This window comes from Pustulibacterium marinum (assembly GCF_900116665.1).
In the GTDB taxonomy this organism is placed as follows: domain Bacteria; phylum Bacteroidota; class Bacteroidia; order Flavobacteriales; family Flavobacteriaceae; genus Pustulibacterium; species Pustulibacterium marinum.
Genome location: NZ_FPBK01000011.1, coordinates 1 through 25,242 on the forward strand (window position 1 = coordinate 1; position 25,242 = coordinate 25,242).

At 37.9% G+C, this 25,242-nt stretch carries 22 protein-coding genes and 2 pseudogenes; 20 read left to right on the top strand and 4 right to left on the bottom strand.

Going from position 1 to position 25,242, the window contains the following annotated elements:
* The 12 genes and pseudogenes from BM383_RS18860 to BM383_RS13520 all read left to right on the top strand — a co-directional run.
* Positions 1 to 290: hypothetical protein (locus BM383_RS18860; protein WP_093025672.1), on the top strand; the 290-nt coding region annotated here is incomplete at its 5' end.
* The gene (locus tag BM383_RS13470; RefSeq protein WP_093025673.1) at positions 277 to 2,679 is read left to right on the top strand and encodes a TraG family conjugative transposon ATPase; all 2,403 of its coding nucleotides are present in this window, start codon (positions 277 to 279) and stop codon (positions 2,677 to 2,679) included. The genes BM383_RS18860 and BM383_RS13470, both read left to right, overlap by 14 nt.
* Positions 2,680 to 2,814: 135 nt before the next feature.
* On the top strand, positions 2,815 to 3,318 hold the full coding sequence (locus BM383_RS13475) for a conjugal transfer protein (RefSeq protein ID WP_245766596.1): 504 nt from the start codon (positions 2,815 to 2,817) through the stop codon (positions 3,316 to 3,318).
* On the top strand, positions 3,318 to 4,145 hold the full coding sequence (locus BM383_RS13480; protein ID WP_093025674.1) for a hypothetical protein: 828 nt from the start codon (positions 3,318 to 3,320) through the stop codon (positions 4,143 to 4,145). Before BM383_RS13475 ends, BM383_RS13480 begins: the two co-directional genes overlap by 1 nt.
* Positions 4,146 to 4,212: 67 nt before the next feature.
* Positions 4,213 to 4,848, top strand: coding sequence for a conjugal transfer protein TraK (locus tag BM383_RS13485; protein ID WP_093025675.1), 636 nt, complete (start codon positions 4,213 to 4,215; stop codon positions 4,846 to 4,848).
* Between the two features lies 1 nt (position 4,849).
* Entirely contained in the window at positions 4,850 to 5,773 is a 924-nt protein-coding gene (gene traM / locus BM383_RS13490; RefSeq protein WP_177229129.1) for a conjugative transposon protein TraM, read from the top strand.
* 46 nt (positions 5,774 to 5,819) lie between these two features.
* Positions 5,820 to 6,620 (top strand): DUF4138 domain-containing protein, encoded by an 801-nt coding sequence (locus tag BM383_RS13495; protein WP_177229130.1) that lies wholly within the window; start codon positions 5,820 to 5,822, stop codon positions 6,618 to 6,620.
* Positions 6,621 to 6,828: 208 nt separating this feature from the next.
* The gene (locus tag BM383_RS13500; RefSeq protein WP_093025678.1) at positions 6,829 to 7,206 is read left to right on the top strand and encodes a hypothetical protein; all 378 of its coding nucleotides are present in this window, start codon (positions 6,829 to 6,831) and stop codon (positions 7,204 to 7,206) included.
* Between the two features lie 76 nt (positions 7,207 to 7,282).
* Positions 7,283 to 11,650: a CusA/CzcA family heavy metal efflux RND transporter gene (locus tag BM383_RS13505; protein ID WP_093025679.1), complete on the top strand. Its 4,368-nt coding sequence runs from the start codon at positions 7,283 to 7,285 to the stop codon at positions 11,648 to 11,650.
* Positions 11,651 to 11,656: 6 nt separating this feature from the next.
* The gene (locus BM383_RS13510) at positions 11,657 to 12,802 is read left to right on the top strand and encodes an efflux RND transporter periplasmic adaptor subunit (protein ID WP_093025680.1); all 1,146 of its coding nucleotides are present in this window, start codon (positions 11,657 to 11,659) and stop codon (positions 12,800 to 12,802) included.
* A 273-nt stretch (positions 12,803 to 13,075) separates the two neighbouring features.
* The gene (locus BM383_RS13515; RefSeq protein WP_093025792.1) at positions 13,076 to 13,252 is read left to right on the top strand and encodes a histone H1; all 177 of its coding nucleotides are present in this window, start codon (positions 13,076 to 13,078) and stop codon (positions 13,250 to 13,252) included.
* Positions 13,253 to 13,854: 602 nt separating this feature from the next.
* Positions 13,855 to 14,106, top strand: a pseudogene (locus BM383_RS13520) (single-stranded DNA-binding protein); the annotation flags it as partial.
* A gap of 28 nt (positions 14,107 to 14,134) precedes the next feature.
* On the opposite strand, the gene eptA reads toward BM383_RS13520, so the two are convergent.
* From eptA to BM383_RS13540, 4 genes are all read right to left on the bottom strand, one after another.
* The gene (gene eptA, locus BM383_RS13525) at positions 14,135 to 15,658 is read right to left on the bottom strand and encodes a phosphoethanolamine--lipid A transferase EptA (protein WP_093025682.1); all 1,524 of its coding nucleotides are present in this window, start codon (positions 15,656 to 15,658) and stop codon (positions 14,135 to 14,137) included.
* The gene (locus tag BM383_RS13530) at positions 15,639 to 16,415 is read right to left on the bottom strand and encodes a phosphatase PAP2 family protein (RefSeq protein ID WP_218157943.1); all 777 of its coding nucleotides are present in this window, start codon (positions 16,413 to 16,415) and stop codon (positions 15,639 to 15,641) included. The genes eptA and BM383_RS13530 overlap by 20 nt, the downstream gene beginning before the upstream one ends.
* A 558-nt stretch (positions 16,416 to 16,973) precedes the next feature.
* On the bottom strand, positions 16,974 to 18,290 hold the full coding sequence (locus BM383_RS13535) for a sensor histidine kinase (RefSeq protein WP_245766588.1): 1,317 nt from the start codon (positions 18,288 to 18,290) through the stop codon (positions 16,974 to 16,976).
* Positions 18,238 to 18,915, bottom strand: coding sequence for a response regulator transcription factor (locus tag BM383_RS13540; RefSeq protein WP_093025684.1), 678 nt, complete (start codon positions 18,913 to 18,915; stop codon positions 18,238 to 18,240). Before BM383_RS13540 ends, BM383_RS13535 begins: the two co-directional genes overlap by 53 nt.
* A 185-nt stretch (positions 18,916 to 19,100) precedes the next feature.
* Between BM383_RS13540 and BM383_RS13545 the strand changes: the two genes are divergently transcribed.
* The 8 genes and pseudogenes from BM383_RS13545 to BM383_RS13575 all read left to right on the top strand — a co-directional run bounded on the left by BM383_RS13545 (position 19,101) and on the right by BM383_RS13575 (position 24,695).
* Entirely contained in the window at positions 19,101 to 19,895 is a 795-nt protein-coding gene (locus BM383_RS13545) for a phosphatase PAP2 family protein (RefSeq protein ID WP_093025685.1), read from the top strand.
* A 22-nt stretch (positions 19,896 to 19,917) separates the two neighbouring features.
* Positions 19,918 to 20,961 (top strand): sulfite exporter TauE/SafE family protein, encoded by a 1,044-nt coding sequence (locus tag BM383_RS13550; protein ID WP_093025686.1) that lies wholly within the window; start codon positions 19,918 to 19,920, stop codon positions 20,959 to 20,961.
* A gap of 3 nt (positions 20,962 to 20,964) precedes the next feature.
* Positions 20,965 to 21,567, top strand: coding sequence for an HD domain-containing protein (locus BM383_RS13555; RefSeq protein WP_093025687.1), 603 nt, complete (start codon positions 20,965 to 20,967; stop codon positions 21,565 to 21,567).
* Between the two features lie 41 nt (positions 21,568 to 21,608).
* A pseudogene (locus BM383_RS19120) lies at positions 21,609 to 21,932 on the top strand (response regulator transcription factor); the annotation flags it as partial.
* A gap of 105 nt (positions 21,933 to 22,037) precedes the next feature.
* On the top strand, positions 22,038 to 22,286 hold the full coding sequence (locus tag BM383_RS19125; protein WP_394331595.1) for a helix-turn-helix domain-containing protein: 249 nt from the start codon (positions 22,038 to 22,040) through the stop codon (positions 22,284 to 22,286).
* 1 nt (position 22,287) lies between these two features.
* On the top strand, positions 22,288 to 23,553 hold the full coding sequence (locus tag BM383_RS13565; protein ID WP_093025688.1) for a sensor histidine kinase: 1,266 nt from the start codon (positions 22,288 to 22,290) through the stop codon (positions 23,551 to 23,553).
* An 86-nt stretch (positions 23,554 to 23,639) separates the two neighbouring features.
* Positions 23,640 to 24,122, top strand: coding sequence for a PepSY-like domain-containing protein (locus BM383_RS13570; RefSeq protein WP_093025689.1), 483 nt, complete (start codon positions 23,640 to 23,642; stop codon positions 24,120 to 24,122).
* A gap of 90 nt (positions 24,123 to 24,212) precedes the next feature.
* Entirely contained in the window at positions 24,213 to 24,695 is a 483-nt protein-coding gene (locus tag BM383_RS13575; RefSeq protein ID WP_093025690.1) for a hypothetical protein, read from the top strand.
* The last annotated feature ends 547 nt before the right edge of the window (positions 24,696 to 25,242 follow it).

Consider the following 25,242-nt stretch of genomic DNA (forward strand, 5'->3'; position numbering starts at 1 on the left):
GTGGTGTAATGAAACAGTTTACTACCTATACCGCTATTCGTCAGAGGGCACAACTCTTAGGTTTACCACTGCTATTTTTTGCAGTGCAACTCATTGCTGTGATCGTGTCGTTGCTGCTCATGATCTTCTCCTTTGGAGTGGGCTTGATCTTAGGCTTGTTCCTCTTGAATGTTGGTTTGTATGTGGGACTGTTACAGTACCAACAAGGAAAATTACACTTCTCTTTGGGAACCGTGTTTCCTAGAGAGCTATCGAATCAGCACATACGGTTAGGGCATGAAAAGACTTGAGATTCATTCGAAGTTTCCGATTTTAGACGTGGACCGTAATTTGGTGTATGCTGCCAATGGAAATTTAGTCCTTGGCTATCGGGTGATCCTACCGGAAATCTATGCCTTATCGGAAAGTGATTATCAGCAGTTGCACGGCCAATGGTTTCAGGCGCTAAAGACGCTGCCGATTGGAACCATTGTCCATCGACAAGACGTCTATCAGCAAAAGGGATTTCAGTTTGATAAGGATGGTCATACGTTTTTACAAAAGGCGACACAGGATTATTTTGAAGGACGGGAATATCTGGCGCATACTTCCTACTTGTTTTTTGTTCGACCGGCTTCGGGGAAGTTTCCGAGTAATCGGTGGAGCAATCCGTTTGTGGTACCGAAGCAGGATCGCTTTGTAGGGATGGAAGGGAAGGTATTGGAGTTTCAAAATGCAGTTCGGGATGCCGTTACGTTTTTAAATAACAGTCGGCAATTGCAGGTCGTTCCTATGGAGAGTGCTGAATTGTGGCAATGGACACAAACCTATTTTAATGGTTTGTATGAAGAGCTAGATACCGATATCGTTCGGGAAGGTAATAACTTGCGGGTGGGCGATCGTTTTTTTGAAGCTTTGGCCATTAATAATGAGACATGTTTTGGAGAAACAGTTGCCACCAGTATGCCTAATGAAAAACTCAGCTCAGATAAAGCTAAGTTTCATCAAGGCTTTTTAGAAGGACTGGGATTAGCATTGAATGAAAACCATGTGGTGAATCAAATCATTTACTTAGATGACAAGCAATATTGGCGTAAGCTCTTGGAAAAGCGCATTACAGAGCTGAAAAAGAGCGTGAATTTTGGCACCCAAAACAAAGTGATTTTAGAGAAGTTACAGGAGATCATGCATCAGATCAATCATGATGAGAGTTCTCGTATTGTAAGGGGGCATTGTAATGTGTTGTATTGGGATAGCGATACCAGTGGACTGGAACGGATACGAGGGAAAATCAAAGCGGTGTTAAAGGAACTCGATATCCGTCCGTATTATCCGGTAGGTGAAGGGCGGATGCATTACTTTTTGAATTCCCATCCCTGTCATGTCACCCACTTTAGCGAGTCCGATGCTTATGTGGTGGATTTGAAACAAGCGCTCTGCTTGTATATGAATACCTCGAATTATCGCTCGGACAATGCCGGGATTTATATGAACGAACGGCAGTACAATTTACCGGTACTGAAAGATGTCTGGGATGCCAAAAAGAAACGGATCAAAGCAAGGAACTTTGCGATTTTTGCACCGACTGGGGAAGGGAAATCCTTTTTAGCGAATCATATTCTGCGCCAATTGTATGAGCAGCAGGTACGCTTGGTGATCATTGACTTGGGCGGTTCCTATGATAAGTTTGCCAAATTGTATCCGGAGGAACATTTGGTACTCAAATATGAACCGGGAAAAAATTTAGGGATCAATCCTTTTTATAAAGAAGCTTCGGAGGTCATGACTGCCGAGCGTTTGGAGGATTTAACGGTGTTTATCGCCGAACTCTTAGCCTGGAAGGTAGGAGCTCAGAAAGCCAAAGAAGTGGCCTTAAAAAAGATCCTACGGCTGTATTATCATCAGGTTACTGAGGGACATAGTTTGGAGTCCTTGTATCAGTTTGTAGAAGGTAAAGGAACTGACTTGTTGGAAACCTTGCATCTCTCTTCACGGGAGTTTGATCGGGAGTATTTTTTGCACATGCTCTCCGAATATGTAGGGGAAGGGATCTATAGCTTTCTGTTTCAGGTAGAGGATACGCAAGCATTTACGTTGGAGGATAAACGCCTACTCATTTTTGAATTGGATGAAGTACGGGATAACAAAGAAGTGTTGTCGGTGATGTTAAAGCTGATTAAGTCAGCTATCCAACGAACCATTTGGCGGAATCGTTCCGAGCGGGGAATCATTCTCTTTGATGAGTTTGCCAAGCAATTGAAGTTTCCCAATGTGCTGGAAAGTGTGGAGTTTTATTACCAGGCGATTCGAAAACAAAATGGAGCCATCGGGATTATACTCCAATCCATTAATCAATTACCGGCCAATGCTACCGCAGCGAGTATTTTAGAAAATACACAGGTGATTTATAGTCTGCGTAATGAAAAAGGCTATCGGGAATTGGTAGAGCGCTTACAGCTCTCATCCCATGATGTGAATCAACTGCATTCCATACGCAACAATCTCACCGGAGACCGAAAGTATACCGAGTTCTTTTTAAAGATCGGCAAGGAGAGTAACATCTTTCGGTTGGAAGTACCGCCGGAAGTATATGCAGCGTATTTGACCGATGGAGCCGAACACGAACAAATTTTGGAATTATACCAAGAAACGGGAAACATGGAACAAGCCATTCAGGCTTTCTTAAGAGAACGTAAATAACCATTAAAATGAAGTACGATGAATGCAGTAAAGAAGATACTATATAACAATACAAAAGGAGTTATAAGAAGTTGGCTCGGTGCTTGGCTGGTGATCGCATTGTTGTTATTGCCGGGAGGTGCTACCTCCCAGGGGATGCCGGTGTATGACAATACCAATTTTATCAGTTTGGCCAAGCAACTCATTGAATCTGCCAAACAGACTTCTCAACTCTTAAAGACCGTGGAGTTTTTAAAACAGCAAAAAGAGAATTTAGAGAAAGTGAATAACGTGCTCAATCAATTGGATGCGGTATCCGGATTGATTGCAAACCAACAAGAGCTGCAGCAATTGGTGCAGAATGATTTGTCGGAGATTTTAAGTTCGCCTTATATCACTTCGGAGGAAGCTGGGAGGATTACCGCCTCATTTCAGTCGATTGTAGATCAGGCACAAATCAGTTTGGACTATGTACAGCAGATTCTCTCCAGTGATTTTTTAAAGATGGATGATGGACAACGGGCAGAAGTGTTGCAAGAACAAGAGCAGCAGTCACGAGAGCGCGTAGCGGAAGTCGAGGCTAAAACCCGTAGGTATAAGCAGATTATTTCCTTTCGGAAATTACAAGACAAGGTGAATAATCGAGAAGCAGAGGACTGATGAGTATCGGATTGGAATATGTAGATGCCGTTTTTGCGGTGATACAAGACAGTGATTTTGCCGAATATACCTTAACAGGCATGAAAACACTGGCCGTTGGTTTCTTTTTGGTAAACATTGTGAAAAAGTATACTGAGGGTGTGGCGGTGAAGGATGGCTATACCTGGGGATTGTCACCTAGTGAGCTTTTTAAAAACTTTGCCTTTGTGTTAGTGGTTATTTTTTCTTCCGAGGTGTTAGGTTTTTTTGATGATGTGCTGGTGAGTATTGAACACCGATACCGAGACACGGCACCTGCCTTATTGCCCCTACAAATGAAAAATGTGGATATCGAACAGGACGTAGGGGCGATTGAGGCAGCTAAAAAAGCCTTAGCCTTATTGTATGATGCGCTGGTAACTCCTTTGTATGGATTGAAGGTATTGGCTTTTATAGGTGGCGTGATTTTGTGGCTGTTGGATATTTTTATTTATCCGCTGTTTTTAGCAGAGCGGTATTTTATCCTAGGCATAATGCAAGCGTTTTTTCCACTGGTGATTAGTATGGCGGTGTTTGAAAAGTTTCGAGGGATGGCGTATTACTTTTTTAGACTCTATGCCGGAGTGTATATGTTGGTACCGGCCTTCTTTTTGGTGAATGTGTTTGTGAATGAACTCTACACGCAGATTACCACCGAGTTTTGGACAGAACTGTTTGGCAGTGATTGGGGTTCGGAGTTTTTTGCTCCGGTGATCGAATTTGCTTCCATAGGTTTTATTGTACTGCTAAAATTCAAACTGTATCGCAAAGCGCACAGTTTTACACTACGATTGTTTACTGGAGGTTAAGGGGTTTTAGTTGTAGTCTATAGGTTTGAGAAATGATGATGTAAAATGAATTTAAAATGAAGTGCTTATGAAAAATCCATATCCTACGATTTATGACGTATTGCAAAAGCATCGCTGGATTGTATTGGCTTTGGTCATTGGAAGTTTTGTGACGGTATTGGGAAGTGTTGGTTTTGTGGTATATAGTGTACAGCAATCCAAAAAAGAAGCTTTTGTATTAAGTCCGGAAGGAGCGGTGATTCCGTTGCGATTGGAAGAACTCAGGAAGTACAGCAAGGTAGAAGCCTTGGCACAATTGGAGCAGTTCCACCGATTGTTTTACGGACTGGAAGCCGGGAATTATGAAAAGCGAATCGAGAAGGCTTTGTGGTTGGGAGATCAGACCGTATCGGAAGTCTATCAGCAAAAACGTTCCGAAGGGGTGTACAATCGGTTGTTACAATACTCCTTGGTACAACAAGTGTTGTCGGTACGTTCAGAAATTGATGGTGAGACAGTGCCCTTTGGTTTTCGGACGGTGGTGCTATTTGAAATCAAACGAGGTACGGTTACCGATACCTATGAACTGGTGACCACCGGAAAGCTCATAGGCGTGGATCGGAGTTTTCCGGAGAATCCCCATGGACTGTTACTCACCGAGTATTACGAACAATCGTTACGCAAGTTAACCGAGGAAGAAGTAGCTAATTTAAATGAAGATTAAGATGAAAATGACAAAACAAAAACTAGTGTTTATAGGCCTCATCGGTTCGGTAGTATTGTTTATCGCTGGTTATGCCTATTGGAAGTTTGGGATGGAGGATGAGGACGCTGCTGAAGTGGAAACGGTAGCAGTACCGGAATTAGAAACATCGAAACCTGAGTTTGCTACTAAAAAAGAAGCGGTAGATGCGTTGGAACCCGAGCGGGAGTTTACACCGCCTAGCGTGTATGATGATAAACAACTCGATACCATGAGAATTACCATAGATTCTTTAGCCGTGGTAGGGGAAGGTGTTGCTGATGGTAATGATTCTGTTGTGCATACAGGGTATGCAGATAAGGAAGAAGTACCTCAAATTACGTGGCTTAAAGAAGCACGTGGAGAAAGTGATGGAGATGATTATGATAAGAAAGATAACGACAAGCTTGTAAAGGAGTTGGCCAAACAACAAGAACACTTGTTTACAGGTGTGGAATTGGAGAATATGGATTTGATAGCGGATACAGATGCTTTGTTATATGTGAAAGTACGAGGAACCCAAACCGTGCAGAGCAAGTATCGATTGGAATTGGAATTGATGAAATCAGCTAGGGTACGTGGGAAAGTGTTTGAGCGGTATACACGGTTGTATGGGTTTGTGTCTTTTCAGCCCAATCGAACTTTATTGCATATTACCCATATCGGCACACTGGAAGTGAGTCTCAAAGCTTATGATAAGCAGGATGGGAGTGAAGGGATTTATACGGTGAATTCGTTTCGGGCAGAAGCCACCAAAGAAGCGGTTACACAAACCATAGGCGATATCAATATCCCGACCATGCCAGTGCGTACCAGTTTCTTACAGCAATTAGTACAGAAAAACAACCGAAAGGTGAAAGTAACGGTGAGTGATGGGTATGAGCTCATTTTAAAACCGGAGTTATAAGTGTTAAAAATGAATTGAAATCAATTGAATTAAAAGAAAGATGATGATGAAAAATTATTTAAAAATACTATTGGGAATGATAGGCATGGGAAGTGCGTTGCAAGCACAGGCCACGGAAAAGATAGATACCTTGTTTGTGAATGCACATCAGGTAGTGATGTTGGTATTTCCGGAGCCCATACGACAAGCAGTGGTGGGGGATGCACATTTTGTGTTTACCTATAACAAAGAGTCCGGACAGTATATGGGATTGGTGCAAGGAACGGAAGGCGTAGAGAGTAATTTGTTTGTGATTACGACTTCAGGAACCATTTACAGCTATACGTTAGCCTACAAAGGGCAATTGGAGCAAACCTATTACAAAGTCTTGGAACCAGAACATATAGGCAAGGAAAAACAACCGGATTTAAAAGTACAGACTTTTGAACATGGGGTGAGTAGGTCTGAAGTGAAAAAGTATGATAGTACCTGTGAGCGATTGTTGCAATACCATGCAGGTAAGGTGAAGACTAGAAGGCGTAAGAAGTTGCGATTGCGCTTGGAAGAATTGAAGTACGTTGGAGAGGAGATGTATTTGGTGATTTCGCTAAAGAATAAATCCGAAATTGATTTTAAGGTGGGAGATGTGCGTGTATTTGTGAGTCGAGGCAGGAAGGGGAAGAAATCTTCGTATCAAGAGTTGGAGTTACCGGTTTCGTATCGGTATTTGGAGCCTGAAACGGTAGTTGCAGGAGGTGAAAGTCGTTGGGTATTGGTCTTACCTAAAACCGTTCTTGGGGCTCATGAGGAGTTGCAATTGGAAGTAGGAGAGGTAATGGGGAATCGGAGTATGAAGATTACTTTTTAAAGAATCTGTATATAGTCGGAAACGATAGTTGTTGTCGTGAATATGGTAATATTGCGTTATACAATAGCACTTGTCAAATCATAAAAATATGATTTCGTTTTTTAGTATTCTATTAAATTTATTGCTACCATTATGAATGAAAATTTTCAGATTATTAAAAATGATGGTGAGGGTTGTAAGTGTGGGTAAGTACAGGTATTTTTGAAAGATGAAAAAGTGTTGTCTTCTTATACTAACCATTTTAATTGTTCAAAACAATTGTTTTTTTGGACAGTTTGTAAAAGTACCTACGTTAGTGAAACACTTTGTAGAGCATCAGCAACGCGATACTTCCATTACCTTTTATGATTTTTTAGCATTGCACTATTGGGGCCATGATTTGAATGACAATGATCAGGATCGGGATATGCAATTACCATTTAAAAAGATAGATCATAGTACATATCAATTGGTATTACCCTTTATAAATGTGACACATCAAACCGTAAGCACGTATAGCTTTACATCAAAGTTGTCTATATTCGATAAAGAAATACTGTATCAAAATCCTCAGTTTGGGGATTTGTTTCGCCCACCAATAGCCTAATATATTTTTTGTGTAAAACGCATAGCCATGATTTTTTCATAGGCTACGCGAATTTGTATTCAAAACTAAATATATTATGTTAGATAAAATCATTCAATTTTCAGTTAAAAATAAACTGGCAATTGGAGGCTTTATATTGCTGTGGGTATGCTATGGTGTATATGAAGTAACTCAATTGCCTATCGATGCAGTTCCTGATATAACCAACAATCAGGTGCAAATTATAACCACCGCTTCATCCTTGGGAGCAGAAGATGTAGAACGCTTGATCACCTTTCCTATTGAGCAAGCCATTAGTAACATTCCTCAGTTAAAAGAGAGTCGCAGTATGTCCCGATTCGGGTTGTCATTAGTGACCATTGTTTTCGAAGAAGATACCGATGTGTATTGGGCTCGGCAGCAGGTAGAGGAACGGATGAAAAAAGTATCCATAGATGAGAATAGTAATCTGCCGGAAATGGCTCCCGTAACCACAGGTTTGGGAGAAATATACCAATACGTGCTCAAACCAACTGAAGGGTATGAAGAGAAATATTCGTTAACCGAACTAAGAACTATTCAGGACTGGGTAGTACGTAGAAATTTATTAGGTACGCCCGGTATTGCGGACGTTTCTACCTTTGGGGGAAAATTAAAGCAATATGAAGTAGCGGTGAATCCTGCGCGTTTAAAGGCTCAGAATTTAACCATTAGCGATGTGTTTGAAGCTCTGCATCGCAGCAATGAAAATACAGGAGGTGCTTATATCGAAAAAGGAGCTACCGTATCCTATATTCGAAGCGTAGGACTTGCGAAAAGCATTCCCGATATCGAAAATATTGTCATTAAAAACACAGAGGTAGGAACACCGATTCTGATAAAGAATGTAGCTTCCGTGAGCCTTTCTTCGGCCATTCGTTATGGAGCGTTGACTACTGATGATATTGGTGAAGCAGTAGGAGGTATTGTAATGATGCTCAAAGGAGAGAATGCCAATAATGTCATTGATGATGTGAAAGCAAAGGTGGCTGAGATTCAAAAATTACTACCGGAAGGACTGGTGATTGAACCTTTCTTAGATCGTACAAAAATGGTAAACAATGCCATTGGTACGGTGGAGAAGAATTTAGTAGAAGGCGCTTTAATTGTAGTATTAGTGCTGGTACTCTTTTTAGGGAATTTACGTGCCGGCTTTATTGTGGCTTCGGTCATTCCGTTAGCCATGCTCTTTGCCATTATTATGATGAATACCTTTGGCGTGAGTGGTAATTTAATGAGTTTGGGAGCTCTGGATTTTGGACTTATTGTTGATGGAGCTGTGATTATTGTAGAGGCTATTTTACATCATTTACATAGCTCGGATAAATATCATGGAATCGAGCGTCTAGATCAGCACCGGATGGATAAAGAGGTGTCAGGTTCGGCCTCTCGCATGATGAATGCAGCTGTATTTGGACAAATTATTATCTTAATTGTGTACTTGCCTATACTCTCATTGCAGGGGATTGAAGGGAAAATGTTCAAACCGATGGCACAAACGGTAGCTTTTGCCATTTTAGGTGCTTTTATTTTGTCGTTGACGTATGTTCCTATGATCAGTTCGTTGTTAATCAGTAAAAAAATACAGAAGAAACCAAACCTTTCCGATCGTGTGATGCTCAAACTGGAACGATTTTATGGAAATGTATTGGTCAAGGCCATGAAAAGGCGCAAGCCTATTGTGGGGATTGCTGTAGTATTATTGTGTGCAGCTATCTTTGTGTTTAGTAAAATGGGAGGTGAGTTTATTCCACAATTGGAGGAAGGAGATTTTGCCGTGGAAACCAGACTTCTGTTAGGAACAAACTTATCTACAACGGTCCATAGTATTCAGACGATTTCAAAAGAATTGAAGAAAGAATATCCGGAGGTATTACGGGTGGTTTCTCGTATTGGTAGTGCTGAGATACCTACCGATCCCATGCCGATTGAAGGAGGAGACATGATTATTGTTTTAAAAGATAAAACCGAGTGGACCAGTGCGCATTCATTTCCGGAGTTAGCTTCTAAAATGACTGAAACTGTACAACGGGTTGCACCCGGGGTGACTACGGGATTTCAGTTTCCGGTGCAAATGCGTTTTAATGAGTTAATGACAGGAGCCAAGCAAGATGTGGTATGTAAAATCTATGGAGAAGACTTGGATAAATTGGCTTCGTATGCGGAACAATTAGGCGCTATCAGTCAAACCGTTTCAGGTACCGCCGATTGGTATGTGGAGAAAGTGACCGGGATGCCACAAATTGTTATAGACTATAATTGGGCAGAAATGGCCAAGTACGGCCTCTATGTGCAAGACATCAACCGAACGGTGAACGCAGCTTTTGCAGGTGCGGTTGCCGGGAATATTTATGAGGGAGAAAAACGTTTTGATTTAGTGGTTCGTATGGAGCACAAGGGACGTAAGAGTATTGATGATGTAAAAAACTTATTAGTAGCAACTCCTACCGGAGCACAAATACCTCTATACCAAGTAGCGAAAGTATCGGAAGTGGAAGGGCCTAATCAAATACAACGTGAAAATACCAAACGACGCATTATCGTAGGGTTTAATGTACGGGGGAGAGACGTTCAGAGTATTGTAACGGAATTACAACAAAAAGTAAAAACCAACTTAAATATGGATACAGGGTATTATATTACCTATGGTGGTGCCTTTGAAAATTTACAGCAGGCTAAGAGCCGTTTGGGAATTGCCGTACCGGTGGCTTTGTTATTAATTTTAGTGTTGTTATACTTTGCTTTTAAGTCACTGAAAGAAGGGATAATTATTTTTACAGCTATACCGTTGTCTGCTATTGGCGGAGTATTTGCTTTGTGGTCTCGTGATATGCCGTTCAGTATTTCTGCCGGGGTAGGATTCATTGCATTGTTCGGGGTAGCAGTATTGAATGGAATTGTATTGATTTCCGAGTTTAACGCAATTCGTAAAAAAGGAGCCATTACCGATCCGTTACAAGTGATACTTACGGGAACCAAAAACCGATTACGTCCGGTGTTAATGACCGCAGCAGTTGCCTCACTTGGTTTTATGCCAATGGCCTTGAGTAACGGTGCCGGGGCAGAAGTACAACGTCCACTAGCTACCGTAGTTATTGGAGGGTTAATCACTGCTACCTTATTGACTCTTTTTGTATTACCGGCTATTTACTTAATGAGTTATCATACCAAGGTATCCTTACGTAAAAAAAAGAAGTATATATCAGGAATATCAGTAATTCTTTTTGTTTTAGGGACTGCACAACTACAAGCACAAGAAACCATTTCAATTGGCGTAGAAGAGGCAGTGACTATTGCTTCGGCTCATAACAAGCATTTGGCATCAGTTACCAAAGGGGAAGAGGCGCGGTATGAGCTGAGTAAATCAGGATTTGATATCGGTAAAACACTCATTGATGCAGATTATGGACGTTTCAATAGTAGCTATACGGATACCCGATTTGGAATCAGTCAGGATTTTAGTTTTCCTACGGTATATACACGTCAAAAAAAGGCACTGCAAGCCAATTATCAGGCAGCACAGGCGCATACAGCTTTAGCAAAGCAAGAGCTGCAAGGACAGGTACGTCAACTGTACTACACCTATGTGTGGTTAGTGCAAAAAGAAGCGCTGTTGGAGTATGCAGATAGCATTTATCAAATGATGGAGGCTAAATCAGAACTTCGTTTTAAGGTAGGGGAGGCCAATATATTAGAGCGTAGTGCTTCAAAATCTGCCCGTCAGGAGTACATTCATCAATTACATTTGGTGCATATGGACATCAAAACCACCTTAACTTCTTTTAATAGCATATTGCACGATAGTGTTCAATATGTGCCCGAAACCATTTTACGAAAAATACCGTATACTCAAAAATTGGCAGCGATCGAAGAATTGCCTATGGTACAGCAAGCCAAGTACCAAGCCACAGCTGCTAAATGGGAATGGAAAACGCAACAAGCACGTTTGCTACCGGATATTACAGTAGGGTATAATAGTACCACAATTAATGGATACCAAACCGATCAATCGGGAAATGAGGTGTTTTATGATAATGGAAATAGATTTGGCTACCTGACTGCAGGGATTAAAATTCCTGTATTTTTTGGAAGTCAAAAGGCTAAGAACAAAGCTGCTAAAGCTTCTTATGAAGCATCTGTTACCGCTTCGGAAGCACTACAAATTGAATTAGAAACCGAGTTGTCTAATGCAGCAACGATTATTTCGGAATATGAAGAGGCCTTGACCTATTTTGAGACCGTGGGTCTCCCGAATGCCCAAACCATTATAGAGGCTGCCAATAGCCAATTGGAAAACGGAGATATTGATTATTTGCGATGGGTACAAGTAGTAAATCAAGCCATTACTATTAAAAATGAATATCTGGATACACTGAATGGTTACAATCAGGCGGTGATACGTGTATTAACTTTAACGAATAGATAAAATATCATGAAAAAATATATAGGTTTAATAATAGGAGTTTTATTAACAAGTGTTGGATGTCAGGAGCAAGAAACACCCTCTAAAGAATCAACAGGAGTAACCGAACAGGAAACGTTGCCTAAGACCATTCATTTAGCTAAGGAACAAATGCAAAATGCAGCCTTGCGAATAGGAACTGCTCAGGTGACAGAACTGAACGAAGTAGTTATCTTACAGGGATTGGTTACTGTACCACCACAAAATAAGATTGATGTTAGTTTTCCTTTGCAAGGATATATCAAAGAAACCCAAGTGATGGCAGGAATGCATGTAACCAAAGGGCAGGTGCTTGCTACAATTGAAGGGATGGAGTTGCTACAGTTACAACAGGATTATTTAACAGCTAAAGAGAAGTTTCAGTTAGCGGTTCAAGAGTACAACAGACAAAAAGAATTGAATGTAAACAAGGCTACCTCTGACAAACTTTTTGAACAGATAAGCACAGAAAGAGAAACCGAACATATTTTAATGACTGCCTTAGCGCAAAAGTTAGCCCTGGTAGGGATTACTGCGGAATCATTAAGTGCCAATACCATTCACAACTCGGTAGCTTTACGAGCTCCGGTAAATGGCTTGGTAGCTATGGTAGGTGTCAATACCGGGAAATATATCTCTTCTACAGAAAAGCTCTTTGAAATCATAGCAATGAAAGAAACTGTGGTAGTATTTGACGCTTTTGAAAAGGATGTACCTAATGTAAGGGTAGGGCAATCCTTGGAAGTTTACAGCAATGGGGCTACAGAGGAGCATTATGAAGGAGTGATCAAATATATCAATCATAGTTTGAATGCAGATCATGCAGCAGAGGTAACTGCAGTGATTAGTGGTAGTACAGAGGTGTTTTATCCGGGATTATTTGTCAATGGTGAGATACATATTGAAAATCATTCAGGACTCACTGTACCTTCTGAAGCAGTAGTACAATGGAGAGGCGATTCTTATGTGTTTAAAGAAATAGGGGCACAAGATTTTGAAATGGTGAAAGTGGAAGCAGGAATTAGTCAACATGGACAACAACAGATTACCGCTTCCGGAATTAATCAACAAACCAAACTTGTGATTAAAAATGCATATACCTTGTTAATGAAAGCAATGAATTCCGGTGAGGAATAATTTTAGATAAAGACTAAGTAACGTATATTTTAAAAGAATGTATTTCCCTGTTTGTAGCTGTCATAGGTTTATAAGCAGGGAATTTCAATTCCATTAGAAGGTAGTACATAATGATATTGATATGATTTGTTATTTTCAGAACGTTTGAGAACTGAGGTTTAATAGGTTAGAATCTACCATATGATTATGGGGTATTTTTTTAGTATAATAAGAAAGATATACATTTAAAAGAAACTGTATTTTAGCCTATCGAATACTTAAATGAAAAATACGATGAAAGATTTAGTAGCGCAGATTCAAGCGCAATTTGAGGCATTTCAAACAGATGCATCCTTACAAGTTGAAAATGGCAACAAAGCCGCAGGTACCCGTGCTCGTAAGGCAACCTTAGAGCTTACCAAGCTGATGAAAGAATTCCGTAAGGTTTCTTTAGAGGAATCTAAAAAATAAAACACATTCCTATAATTTAATTTGGATAGGGAATCAAAGAGAGTGCAGTGGATAGCTGTACTCTTTTTTTTGCTTTAATACCGTTAACTTAATACATCATCTTCTTAGGATGATGTTACGTATACTATAACTGATTTAATCTACCATGTATTCAAGATTTTTATTTGTTCATTTAAGGTTCACTAGAATCTTCTAAGCCTGCTAATCTATAGATCTTCCTGACTATAGCTTTTCAAGACTTCCATCATTTTTTTATCCAAGCGCCTGTATGCGGTTTTATCTCGTTTCAAGCGCAAAGGTATTTCCGTGTTGTAAGGCTTCTGCAAGGTCAGACTCTAACGAGTTTGCCCACAAATCTCCACCTCTGCAGGTCGTATTTGTTATGCAAAACCTTGCCATGCCTTCACACGTACCTTATCTGCTCGTGAAACAAAACAAAGCATACTCCGGCTCTTTAAACGAATAAAAAAAATGTCAGTAGTGAAAATCACACATATCGGTATTGGAAACAGCAAGAAACAAAACTTCAGCACCTCCTCTCATTACCGAATAATTACACTGACTTTTTTAACGGATTGTAGAACTTTTAAAAATTTGAAATCATGAACATTACAGGAAGATTGACACGGGATGCACAGGTGCATACCACCCCAAAAGACAAACAGGTAGTGAACTTTTCGGTTGCCGTTAATGATCGTTATCGAAACAAACAAGGAGAGCGCATCGAGCAGACTACTTTTTTTGATTGCTCATACTGGATTAGTCCTAAGGTAGCTGCCATACTTACTAAAGGAACTTTGGTGGAACTCATGGGAAGGGTAAGCGCTAGAGCTTGGACAGGAAGTGACGGAGAAGGTATATAATAATAAATGTTGTTAGATATTAGTCTTTAAAAATACTAAGCTCTTCATTATATACAGGACTTTCAATATCAAGAAAATTTAAGACACTGTGAAATACATGATTTTGTGACAGGTTATTTTGAGATTTTAAGTGTTTTGATCCTTCGGATACCCAGACAATAAATGGAATTTCATATTGCTCCGCAGGTGCAATACTTAAGGGTAAACCATGCATATATAGATTTTTTTCACCTAAGGATTCTCCGTGATCAGAAACAAACATCATAGTACTTTTATACTCTTTTAATCCTTTTAAATCTTCGATGATTTTGTGCAAGAGATAATCGGTATAAACAATAGTGTTATCGTACGCATTAATAAGTTCTTCATGCGTACAATTAGCTAATTCTACACTATTGCATACAGGTGAAAACGTTTCAAATTCGGGAGGATATTTTTTATTATAGGTTGGCCCGTGACTTGTGCTTGTATGTAATATAATTAAAATTTTATTTTTTGAGCTGGCCTTTATTTCTTCAGTTAACCCTTGAAGTAGAAGTTCATCATAACCACAACGATCTCTTGTACATTTACTAGCCAAAGTTTCTTTGTTTTGGTATTTTTCAATATGAACGGGTGGTTCTCCCCAATTGGTGCTTCTCCATACGACTTCTACATCATTTCGATATAAATAATTTGGTAATATTTCATAAAGATCACTGGTATTTGTATGTTCCAAGATACACTTTACGCCTGCTGTGGTATAAGTAGCACAGGAAGTGGCATCAAAATGAAATACATTCGGAGTTTTAGAGAGTAGTGGATTGGTATTTTTAGAATAGCCGTAAAGGGAAAAATTTTGTTTACGGGCAGACTCACCGATGACCAGTACTACCACTGACTTTTCTTGATTTTTAATAGTGGCCTTTGGTAAAAGAATTTCTTTCTGATTTTTTTGATGATTATGAATATAGAATAGGGAAATATTCACCGAATAACACCATGGCATCGCAAGGCCTCCTAATCTTTTGGAGTTTTTATCAATCCATAGCCAATTGCTGGCATTGGCAAAGGCTAACGCTCCAATAAAAAGTAGGGTTAATGAAGAAGTAATTAAAAATTTCTTCCAGTGTACATTGATGATTTGTGCCTTGATGATATAAATGCTAGGGAGTACACCGAGAAACAAAATATATAGAATTAATTTAAAGGAAAAGAAACTGCTAGATTCTTCAAAATTGGTATTCAGTACATTGCTTATCATGCTTTCATCAATAATAACGCTGTAGGTATTAACAAAATAAACTGCTATAGAGTTTATAATAAAGGTTATAACCAACAAAAATTTGCCCACATAAAGCGATAAGAAAAAGAATAAATAATAGACAAAAGCATTAACTATTAGCATGAGGATAACCAAACTGGTAATTAAGAGAATTCCGTTAAAAGTCTGATAGGCTACATGTTCGAATACAAATTGGAAAAAAGGGTAATGAAAGAATAAAAAATTGATGGAACTCATCAGTAAAACAAAATGAGTTAGTTTAATATCTCTTGTAAACATAATACGTAAAGATTAGTTTGTAAAGGGTGAATGCTAAACTTATCAATGTCAAATTATATATAATTAGATGTTCTTGTACGATTTTGTTCAGCACCAAAATGCTGCAAATGATACATAATACTAATAGTATGGGATGGTATTTTTGAGGATGGAGGCGATTTAAAAAGGTAACTTTACTACCAAGTAAAATACCTAATAGCCCGGAAATATATCCGATAAGCCCTCCTGAAATTACATCAATGGGATAATGAGCACCAATGGCTACTCGAGTCAAAGCTACTATAATTCCGATGCTCAATAGACCTAAACTCCATCCGATTTTATAGGTAATCTTCTTGGGAAAAAATACGAACCAAAGTACCGTTAAAGTGGTAAAAACAGTGATGGTGTGTCCGGAAGGTAAGCTACTGTGTCCGGTGAGCGCTTTGCCGATGATGACAAAATCATGTCGGTCTAATGCTGAGGGAGGTCGTGGAACGGCAAACAGTTTTTTAAGCGAAATTGAAAATATAGCAGAGATGATTGATGCTAAAATAAGAGGTTCCTTGATTTTTGGAACATATAATAAGAGACAAGTTAAAAAGGATATCACAATAAGTGTATCTCCAAATTGTGTTAGGTTATAGGCTAATCGGGGAAACTGAGATAAATGAAAATTAAGCCTAATAAAAGTATCTTTTTGAATGTGAATATAACTCTCTTTAGAAAGTGCATTCTTGCTATGCAAGTAAAGCGCCAATGCTATGAGGATGAACATTGGAATCAAAAAAAATATAGGTGTTAATTTGAGATTTTTGTTAAGTGTGGTGGTGGACATTTTTGTTTGTTGTTTTCTATACATCTGTGTTTTAATAAAGATTTAGGTCAAGTGATAGAAGTTTTGATAAGGCCGAGAGGCATTTTATTGAATATGGGGATAGATATCTTGATCATAGATGTTTTGTGATTGTAGATATCAAAGTACTCATAAGAGTGCTGTTTGTTTTAGCAGGTATCATAATATGACCATACAATAAGCCTAGAGAGGATTGTTTGTTATTACTTAAAAATGGCTTCCTTACTTGGGAACAAAAATGCTGGGTCTCCAAAGTGTTCACAATCATGTTTTGGAACAAATTTGAATACCAATTCTGAATTTTTACTGAATTTTATATACGTGAGTGAAGTTACTTGTATGGTACTAAATCAGACTAGTAAGCACAATGTTTAATTTTGGTTATAATATAATACGGGAAGAATCAACTATAAAAAGTAATAGATTTTATTGTTGATTTAATATGGTAGAGGGAAGTATGCTGTTAAGTAACCGATTGATTTACTGAAATGAAATGACGAAATAATGAAGTTCATGCTTGTAAAGATAGTTGATATCCCAGCCATTAATTTCAACAATTTGTTTGATGATAGCAAGCCCCAATCCGTTTCCTTGTGAAGAAGGATTTTCTTTAGAAAAGCGATTGAAGAGTTTTTCAGGATGCTCAAGAGATTGAGATCCGCTATTGGCAAAAATAAGTTGACGGTCATCTGTACTAATATAAATGTTCCCGTTTGGTAAGTTGTGCCTGATAGCATTCATAAATAGATTGTTGATGAGTACTTCGGCTAAGGTTGTATTAGTAGTAAGGTACATGGATCTTTGGAGATCTAATTCTATAGAAAGATTTTTAGATGCTCCCTGTTCTTTGAAGAAATCAAGATTTTTCTCCAACAGTATATTGATATTGATCCGTGCTTTCTCTAGATAGGAATCGTTAGTAATTTTGGAGAGCAGTAAAAGATTTTTGTTCAAACGATTCATGCGAGCAATATCCTGGTTGAGGGAATCAATAAGAGTTGTGGCTTCATCAGATAATCCCTCCGATTGCGCAAGGATGTCCACTTTGGTCTGGAAAAGGGTTAGCGGGGTTTGCAATTCATGAGCCGCATTTTCAACAAATTCACGCTGACTTTGGTATATGGAAGTATTCTTTTCAATAAGTTTTTCAATACTTTTATTTAAAGAATCAAATTCGGCAATATCGGTTGGGACAAAGTGAGGTTCACGGTTTTTATCAATTTCAAAGGCACGTATTTTATGAAGTGTATCGTAAAAAGGTTTCCATATTTTAACGGCAGATGCTCTGGAAATATAGATGATACCGATAAAAAGTACGAAGATGATGCATAGAAACATCAAGGCAATACTAATAACCATTCCTTCCATTTCTACCAGATTACTCTTCTCAATATAGGTGTATTTTTTGCCGTTTAACGTAACAGGGGCATAGAGTATTCGGAAAGGTTCTTTTTCCTGAGAAGTACTGTCAAAAATAGAAATTCCGACAATGGAATCCTTTTGAATTCCCATATCGGGAACGATTTCTATATTGTGATTGTACTTGTTCCAGGCCTGTAGTTCGGCTTCCGAAAAATTGGAACGGCTGTTTTTTACAAAATCTTGTTTGTGAAAAATAAGAACTTCGTCGGTTTCATATACATACAACCATTCAGATATATAATAGAACACAGGAGCTGAGGCCAGTAGGATTACAATGGCATACGATAAAAAGCTACGGGTGGTTTTATTTAATAATTTGGTTTTATCCATGTTGCCATTTATATCCCAAGCCGTAAACGGTTTTGATATAATCATCTGCCCCGGCTGTGGTGAGTTTCTTTTTTAAATTTTTAATATGAGCATACACAAAATCATGATTGTCTAGCATATCCGCCATGTCGCCACTTAAATGTTCGGCTATGGCACTTTTACTGAGAACTTTGTTTTGATTCCCGATTAGATAAAGGAGTAAATCTAGTTCTTTTTTGGTAATGTCCAATGTATTTTGATGTACCATAACCGTTTTAGCCATGACATCAACCGCTATTTCATTAAAGACGATCAGGTTATTACCCTGAAAGTTTTTTCTGCGAATCAAGGCTTGCATTCGAACAAGAAGTTCTGAAAGATGAAAGGGTTTGGTCAGGTAATCATCAGCGCCCAATTGGAATCCTTCGATACGTGTTTGTAACGTTTCTTTGGCTGAAATAATGATAACCCCTTCGGTTTTATGGAGTCGCTTTAGTTCTTTCAAAATATCAAAACCATCCCCATCCGGCAACATCAAATCCAGTAAGATACAATCGTATTCATAAATACCGATTCGATCCAGAGCATCGCTTGTTGTGGTTACATTTTCACAATGTACTCCGTTGGATTTAAAGTAATCGTTGATACTCTTTACGATTCCCGGCTCATCTTCAATTAACAGTATTTTCATGGTTGTAAGTTAGAAAAACAATTTTGAAGAAATTTAGAATTTCTAGAATTCATATCATGAAAATCAACTCTTTGTATGACCAGTTAAGGTTAGTTGAAAATAAAAGTGAAATCTGATACGTAAGAAAATCAATTCAGATTTAATTCAAAATTGAAAGCTAGTTTTGACTACAAATTGAGAGAATTATGAGGTGTCGAGTTATAAGTTTACTAGTCATAACAAGTGTTTTGGTAAGTCCTGGATTTGCTCAAACAAAGAGTCGAGATTCTCTGTATACTTATCATGAATCGATGCTCGATTTTTCCATGGAATCTTTGGTGATTCCGGTTACCTTGATCGGATACGGAGCTGCAGGACTCGAAAATGACCATCTAAAATCGTTGAATCTTGAGATTAGAGAAGAGATGGAGGAACATCATGGGGGTGAAAAAATAGGGATTGATGATTTCTCACAATATGTACCTGCTTTGAGTGTCTATGGATTGAATTTGATAGGCGTTGAGGGAGCACATAGTTTTAAAGACCGAACGATTGTACTGGCTACCTCATATCTGATTATGAGTAGTACTGTGTTAAGTCTAAAAAAAATAACGCATGTACAACGGCCGGATGGCTCTACCTACAATTCGTTTCCATCTGGGCATACCGCTACGGCATTTTTAGGAGCCGAATTTCTTTATCAGGAATATAAGAACGAATCTCTTTGGTATGGAATTACCGGATATGCCATTGCGGCAGGAACCGGATATCTGAGAGTTTATAATAAAAGGCATTGGCTTACAGATGTCTCGGCAGGAGCCGGTATCGGTATTCTCAGTGTAAAACTGGCATACTGGTTATATCCGAAGATTGATCAGCTATTAACGGGGTATAAACCCATTGATGGATATACCGAAACCCGACCTAGAACTATGCAAGCCATGGTACTTCCATTTTATAATCGGGAACAGTTGGGTTTGGCGGCGGTCATTAATTTTTAAAAACAATATAAACTTTTGATGTATGTGGATGGTTGTATGGATATTGTTGGGTACGTTGATTTCCTTTTGGATTAGCGCCGTATGTGGGGGAGGAGCAAGTTTATTGTTGATTCCCTTGCTATCAAGTGTATTACCGGGAGCCCAAATAGCTCCGGCGCTTACCTTGGGAACCTTTACCAGTTCGGCTTCCCGATTGTATGTTTTTAGAAAAAATATATGTTGGCAAATTGTACGTTATTATGTACCAGCAGCATTGCCAGCAGTTTGGTTAGGAGTATGGGCATTAAAATTCATTAACCCGATATATCTTCAGTTTTTTATGGGGTTCTTTCTCTTATTGAACCTGAAACAATTTTTGACTTCTCAAAAGAAAGATAGACCAGAAACCATCCGTAAGAAATCCAAAAATAGGTTGCTGATAATTGGCGTTTTAGCCGGTTTTATCAGTGGAGTTACCGGAGCAACAGGACTTTTATTTAATCGTTTTTACCTGACTTATGGTTTAAGCAAAGAAGAAGTAGTAGCCACCAGAGCAGCCAACGATATCATTTTACATTTGATTAAAATCGGACTGTATGCCAGTATGGGATTATTTACCATCAAGGCATTTGGATTTGGAGTATTGATAGCACTAGCGGCAGTGGTTTCTTCTTTTACCATTACCTATATATTGCCTCACATATCCGAACGTTTGTTTCGCAATATAGGACATATAGCCATGGGGATTTCAGGAGTTTTGTTGCTTATTCATACCGGAAAAACCATATATACAAAGGATCGACCATCCATTTCTTTTCAACGGGATTGGGATGTAAATCCATCCTATGAGGCGAAGTTTCAGTGGAGAGAAGACACATTTTCTTTGGAATGGAACCCGGGAAAGGTATTACTCATAGAAACCTCAATTTCTTTTGAAGAAATACCGGATAGACTTCAAAATTCAGTGAAATTAATGGTAGATGATGCTTCCCGAATTGTGTATGAAAAGATACACAGTACGACGGGGGTCTATTACGAAATCCATTATACCAAGCATAAAATTAACTACAAACAGACTCTAAAATAAATCATGAAGACAACTGATGTGATAGAAAAAGTAGCTGAATATGTAACCGATCGTTTTAGCAAGCTTTCAATTAAAGAATTTTCATTTCATAATATCATGCATACCCGGGCAGTGGTTTCCCATGTAAGAGGACTTGGAAGAAGTCTTGAATTGGAAGCCAAGCTTATGGAAGAATTGATCATAGCAGCTTGGTTTCATGATATAGGATATGTTATTTCTCCGGAGAATCACGAACAGGAAAGTGTTCGAATAGCACACGAATTTTTAATATCAGAGAATTATCCTGCCGATTCGATAGCGAATATTGAATCCTGTATAATGGCCACACAAATGCCACAAAGACCAAATTCCTTAATGGCAATGATACTTTGTGATGCCGATTTGTACCATTTGGGAGGAACCGACTATTTCTTTTGGCAAATGCTGCTTCGACAGGAGTGGAAGCAGGTTTGGAACAAGGAGTATGATGATGTTCAATGGCATACCTTGAATTTAAACTTCTTACAAGATCATGCATACTTCACAGAGTTTGGGAAAAACTACTTAGAACTGAGTAAACAGGAAAACATCCTAAAAATCAAATATATTTTAGCAGCTATAGCTTGAAATAATTTTTTTAAGGGAATCATATTTTTAAAAGAGAACCTATGAAAATTTTGATTGCAGAAGATGCAGTAGAACTTAGAAATTCAATTATTACGTATCTGACCAGAGATGGTCATTTATGTGAAATAGCTTCCAATCATTTAGAGGCACTGTATAAAATTGATGTATACAGCTATGATCTGGTTTTATTGGATATTAATTTAATAACCGGTAGTGGACTCAGAGTATTGTAGCAGTTAAAGAAGGACAAAATTGAAGTGGCTGTTATTATTATTTCAGCCAACAATTCTTTAGAGGATACATTAGAAGGATTGGATTTGGGAGCCGATGACTATTTGACCAAACCTTTTCATTTGGCCGAATTGAATTCCCGGATTAAGGCTGTCCTAAGACGGGGAAAATTCGGAGGAAACCATACCGTTGTATGTAATGAAATTACCGTAAATACACTGGCGAAAACAGTTTATGTTGTGGGGGAATTGATTGTTTTAACCAAAAAAGAATATGACCTGTTGTTGTTTTTTATAACCAATCAACGACGAGTATTATCCAAAGAAATGATTGCCGAACATTTATGGGGTGATCAAAGCGATTTGGTTGACAATTTTGATTTTATATATGTACATATCAATAATCTGAGAAAAAAACTAACCACTTCCGGGGCAAAGTACATAGAAACCGTTTATGGGAGTGGTTATAGGTTTGTCGCAACGAATTAATATGAAAAAAGCAGCTAAAAAAATACCTCTGATACGCAAAGCTTCAGGAAATTTTATTCAGATAAGTTTGGTATTGATGATTTTAAGTACATCAGCTTTGTATTTCTACGTAAATAATTTGTTGCAAAGGGAAGAGGAGGAGGAGTTGTATTCCACAACTGCCAGAATTTCAGCTGTTTTAGAGAAGGAAGATTTGGATTTACAATTAAGTCCAATGGTAGAAGTTAGAAAGGTATCAGGATACAAACCGGAAATACTAAAAGATACGATCATTTATGATCCTTCTCAAAGAGAAATGGAAACCTTTCGCGAATTAATATCTTATCAAAAAATCAAGGGTCAATATTATCAGATTTCGACGAGGACTTTAGTTGTGGAATCGGACGAAGTGCTTTTTGCTATTGTAGTAAGTTATATCATTATTATTTTGATCATGTTTGTTTTTTTGTATTACTTCAATCAAAAGACAAGTTCCAAACTTTGGCAGCCTTTTTTTGCCAATTTACAGACCATGAAAGCATTTTCTATTCATGCTGAATTCCCCATAGAGACTGTGGATAGCGATATATTGGAATTCACAGAATTAGGGGGTGAAATAGAGGTACTCACAGAAAAAGTAAGAGCTGATTATCGCAATTTGAAACAATTTACCGAAGATGTTTCGCATGAATTGCAAACGCCTTTAGCCATTATTCAAGCGAAAATCGAGAATATGCTTAATGAAGGACTCTTAAACAATCAACAGTATCAATCGCTCACATCCATTCAACGTGACATTTACAGATTAACCCAGTTAAATAAGCGCTTGACTTTGCTTACCAAAATTGAAAATAACCAATTTCTGAAGATACAGCCAATATATTTGCATGTCATATTAGAACAATTAATTGCAAATCTCTCTGAAATTTCACCCGTTAGGATTGATTATTTTTCTCAGGCAACCCCTGATGTAACCATGGATGTTTACCTAGCAGAAATACTCTGTTCCAACTTAGTTTCCAATGCTATCAAGTATAGCTATAGTTCTCAACCTATAACGGTTAAACTGGACAAACATCAATTGGTCGTATCCAACTATGGAAAAAATCCAATTCATCATCCCGATAAATTGTTTATAAGGTTTTATAAAGAATCAGAAATTAACAGGGCTACGGGTCTTGGACTGGCCATTGTAAAACGTATTTGTGTTCTCTATGGATTTAACATTACCTATTCTTATAAAGAGGATAAACACATTTTTTCTGTTGAATTTGATTCATTTATTTGAAATAATGGGATTTACAGGAATACTTAAGAAGAACTTTAGATTCTGTATGTAGTTTTAATCATTATTAACTTCTAAAGATAAAGAGTATGAATAGCGTAAGGGCAATCTCAATAGCGGGAATTATAGGTGTGGTCATTTTATCATGTTTATTTTCCTGTGAATCGGATCCGGAAGTACCTTCAAAAGTGGAAAATGCTTTTGTAGAACGATTTCCCACAGCCGAAAAAGCACATTGGGATAAAGAAGATGCTACCCAGTGGGAAGCAGAATTTATATGGGAAGGAAAGGAATATTCAGCCAATTTTGCAAATGATGGTACTTGGAAGGAAACTGAATATGAAATTAAAGAAACGAACCTTCCGGAAAGCTGTAAGAAGACGCTCTCGGAAAAATTCCCTGAGTATACAATAGAAGAAACTGCCGTTTCAGAAACCATAGATGGTGGTTTTTATGAAGTTGAAATAGAAAAAGGTGAAGTATCTTATGAGGTATTACTTGCTCAAGATGGTAAGATACAGCATCAGAAAAAGAATGTAGCTGAAGGTGAAGAGGATGAAGAAGAATATTAAATGAGAGAGGTCAAATGTTGTATACCGGAGGGTGATTATTTTTTCGCAATTTTTTAGTTAAGAATCACCCTCTTTTTTAAATCTTCCAAAATGAAACAAGTCTTTTTTAAAAACCGGTTCTCGTTAGTATTGATTGCTTTATTCTTTCAGTCTTGCCATAATTCGGTTCCGGATCAAGTTCAATATACGTTTTTGAATACCTTTGGGAAGGCACAAGAGGTTAGTTGGACACAGCAATCTCCAGGACTATGGGTAGCCCGGTTTTACGAAATGAAATTCCATTACAAAACTGCCTATTTTAATTCCTTCGGAGCATTGTTAATGGTTGAAATACCATTGGAAGATGAGCAAGTAGTTCCTGAATTAACAGTACTGATAAATCAAGAATTTCCGAAAAGTACTTGTCTAGAAATTTATAAAAGAACTTTACCCCAAGGTGAATGTAGTTATTTAGTGGAACTGGAACAATACGGAGTCGTTTTTGGTGTGGTATATAAGGAAGGAGTAATTGTTCAAGTGATTCCGTCGGATGATGAAAGGTTTACTTCTCGTATAGAGGTAGAGAATGATTGATACATTTAGAATGAATAAGAGATTGGATGCAATTATTTAGTTTAATATTCTAATGGTTGGATTAGTAGGGAGTACAGCATTTGGCTGTGCTTTTTTTGATTTATATTTAAGATTTACCTGATATATTGAGCTAATGCCTGTTTAAAATTAGATTTTAATTATTTAAAATGGGAATTACTTATTTTGTTTGAAAATAGTTATTTTTTATTTTGAAAGAACTAGATTTTACCATGGTTAAAGCGTAATGAATATATCAAGAGTTTTTGATAAATCTTTAAAGTTCTTATGACTCGCTCAATACATCGGAGATTTTAAAAGAGATATTGATTAAGACTAAGTAAAAGGTTTGTGGTCAGATTTAGTATTTTTGCGCTTAAAGTATATGTATTTTATTTATATCCATTCATAATTATTAGAGTAGTCAACTGATTCTATTTTAGAAATAAACCACGTAAACGTCATGTTGTTGTTAATATAAGAGTAAAGATTAGTGATATACTATCATTTTTTTATGTAAACAAGTGATAAATTTAACAGCTAACGAAAT

Coding starts and splice junctions, on each gene's coding strand:
- traM (WP_177229129.1), top strand. CDS start 4,850: ATGAAAATGACAAAACAAAAACTAGTGTTTATAGGCCTCATCGGTTCG.
- BM383_RS13480 (WP_093025674.1), top strand. CDS start 3,318: ATGAGTATCGGATTGGAATATGTAGATGCCGTTTTTGCGGTGATACAA.
- BM383_RS13565 (WP_093025688.1), top strand. CDS start 22,288: ATGAAAAAAGCAGCTAAAAAAATACCTCTGATACGCAAAGCTTCAGGA.
- BM383_RS13570 (WP_093025689.1), top strand. CDS start 23,640: ATGAATAGCGTAAGGGCAATCTCAATAGCGGGAATTATAGGTGTGGTC.
- BM383_RS13575 (WP_093025690.1), top strand. CDS start 24,213: ATGAAACAAGTCTTTTTTAAAAACCGGTTCTCGTTAGTATTGATTGCT.
- BM383_RS13475 (WP_245766596.1), top strand. CDS start 2,815: ATGCCGGTGTATGACAATACCAATTTTATCAGTTTGGCCAAGCAACTC.
- BM383_RS13555 (WP_093025687.1), top strand. CDS start 20,965: ATGAAGACAACTGATGTGATAGAAAAAGTAGCTGAATATGTAACCGAT.
- BM383_RS13505 (WP_093025679.1), top strand. CDS start 7,283: ATGTTAGATAAAATCATTCAATTTTCAGTTAAAAATAAACTGGCAATT.
- BM383_RS13545 (WP_093025685.1), top strand. CDS start 19,101: ATGAGGTGTCGAGTTATAAGTTTACTAGTCATAACAAGTGTTTTGGTA.
- BM383_RS13540 (WP_093025684.1), bottom strand. CDS start 18,915: ATGAAAATACTGTTAATTGAAGATGAGCCGGGAATCGTAAAGAGTATC.
- BM383_RS13495 (WP_177229130.1), top strand. CDS start 5,820: ATGAAAAATTATTTAAAAATACTATTGGGAATGATAGGCATGGGAAGT.
- BM383_RS13535 (WP_245766588.1), bottom strand. CDS start 18,290: ATGATTATATCAAAACCGTTTACGGCTTGGGATATAAATGGCAACATG.
- BM383_RS13515 (WP_093025792.1), top strand. CDS start 13,076: ATGAAAGATTTAGTAGCGCAGATTCAAGCGCAATTTGAGGCATTTCAA.
- BM383_RS13470 (WP_093025673.1), top strand. CDS start 277: ATGAAAAGACTTGAGATTCATTCGAAGTTTCCGATTTTAGACGTGGAC.
- BM383_RS13530 (WP_218157943.1), bottom strand. CDS start 16,415: ATGTTCATCCTCATAGCATTGGCGCTTTACTTGCATAGCAAGAATGCA.
- BM383_RS13550 (WP_093025686.1), top strand. CDS start 19,918: ATGTGGATGGTTGTATGGATATTGTTGGGTACGTTGATTTCCTTTTGG.
- BM383_RS13485 (WP_093025675.1), top strand. CDS start 4,213: ATGAAAAATCCATATCCTACGATTTATGACGTATTGCAAAAGCATCGC.
- eptA (WP_093025682.1), bottom strand. CDS start 15,658: ATGTTTACAAGAGATATTAAACTAACTCATTTTGTTTTACTGATGAGT.
- BM383_RS13510 (WP_093025680.1), top strand. CDS start 11,657: ATGAAAAAATATATAGGTTTAATAATAGGAGTTTTATTAACAAGTGTT.
- BM383_RS13500 (WP_093025678.1), top strand. CDS start 6,829: ATGAAAAAGTGTTGTCTTCTTATACTAACCATTTTAATTGTTCAAAAC.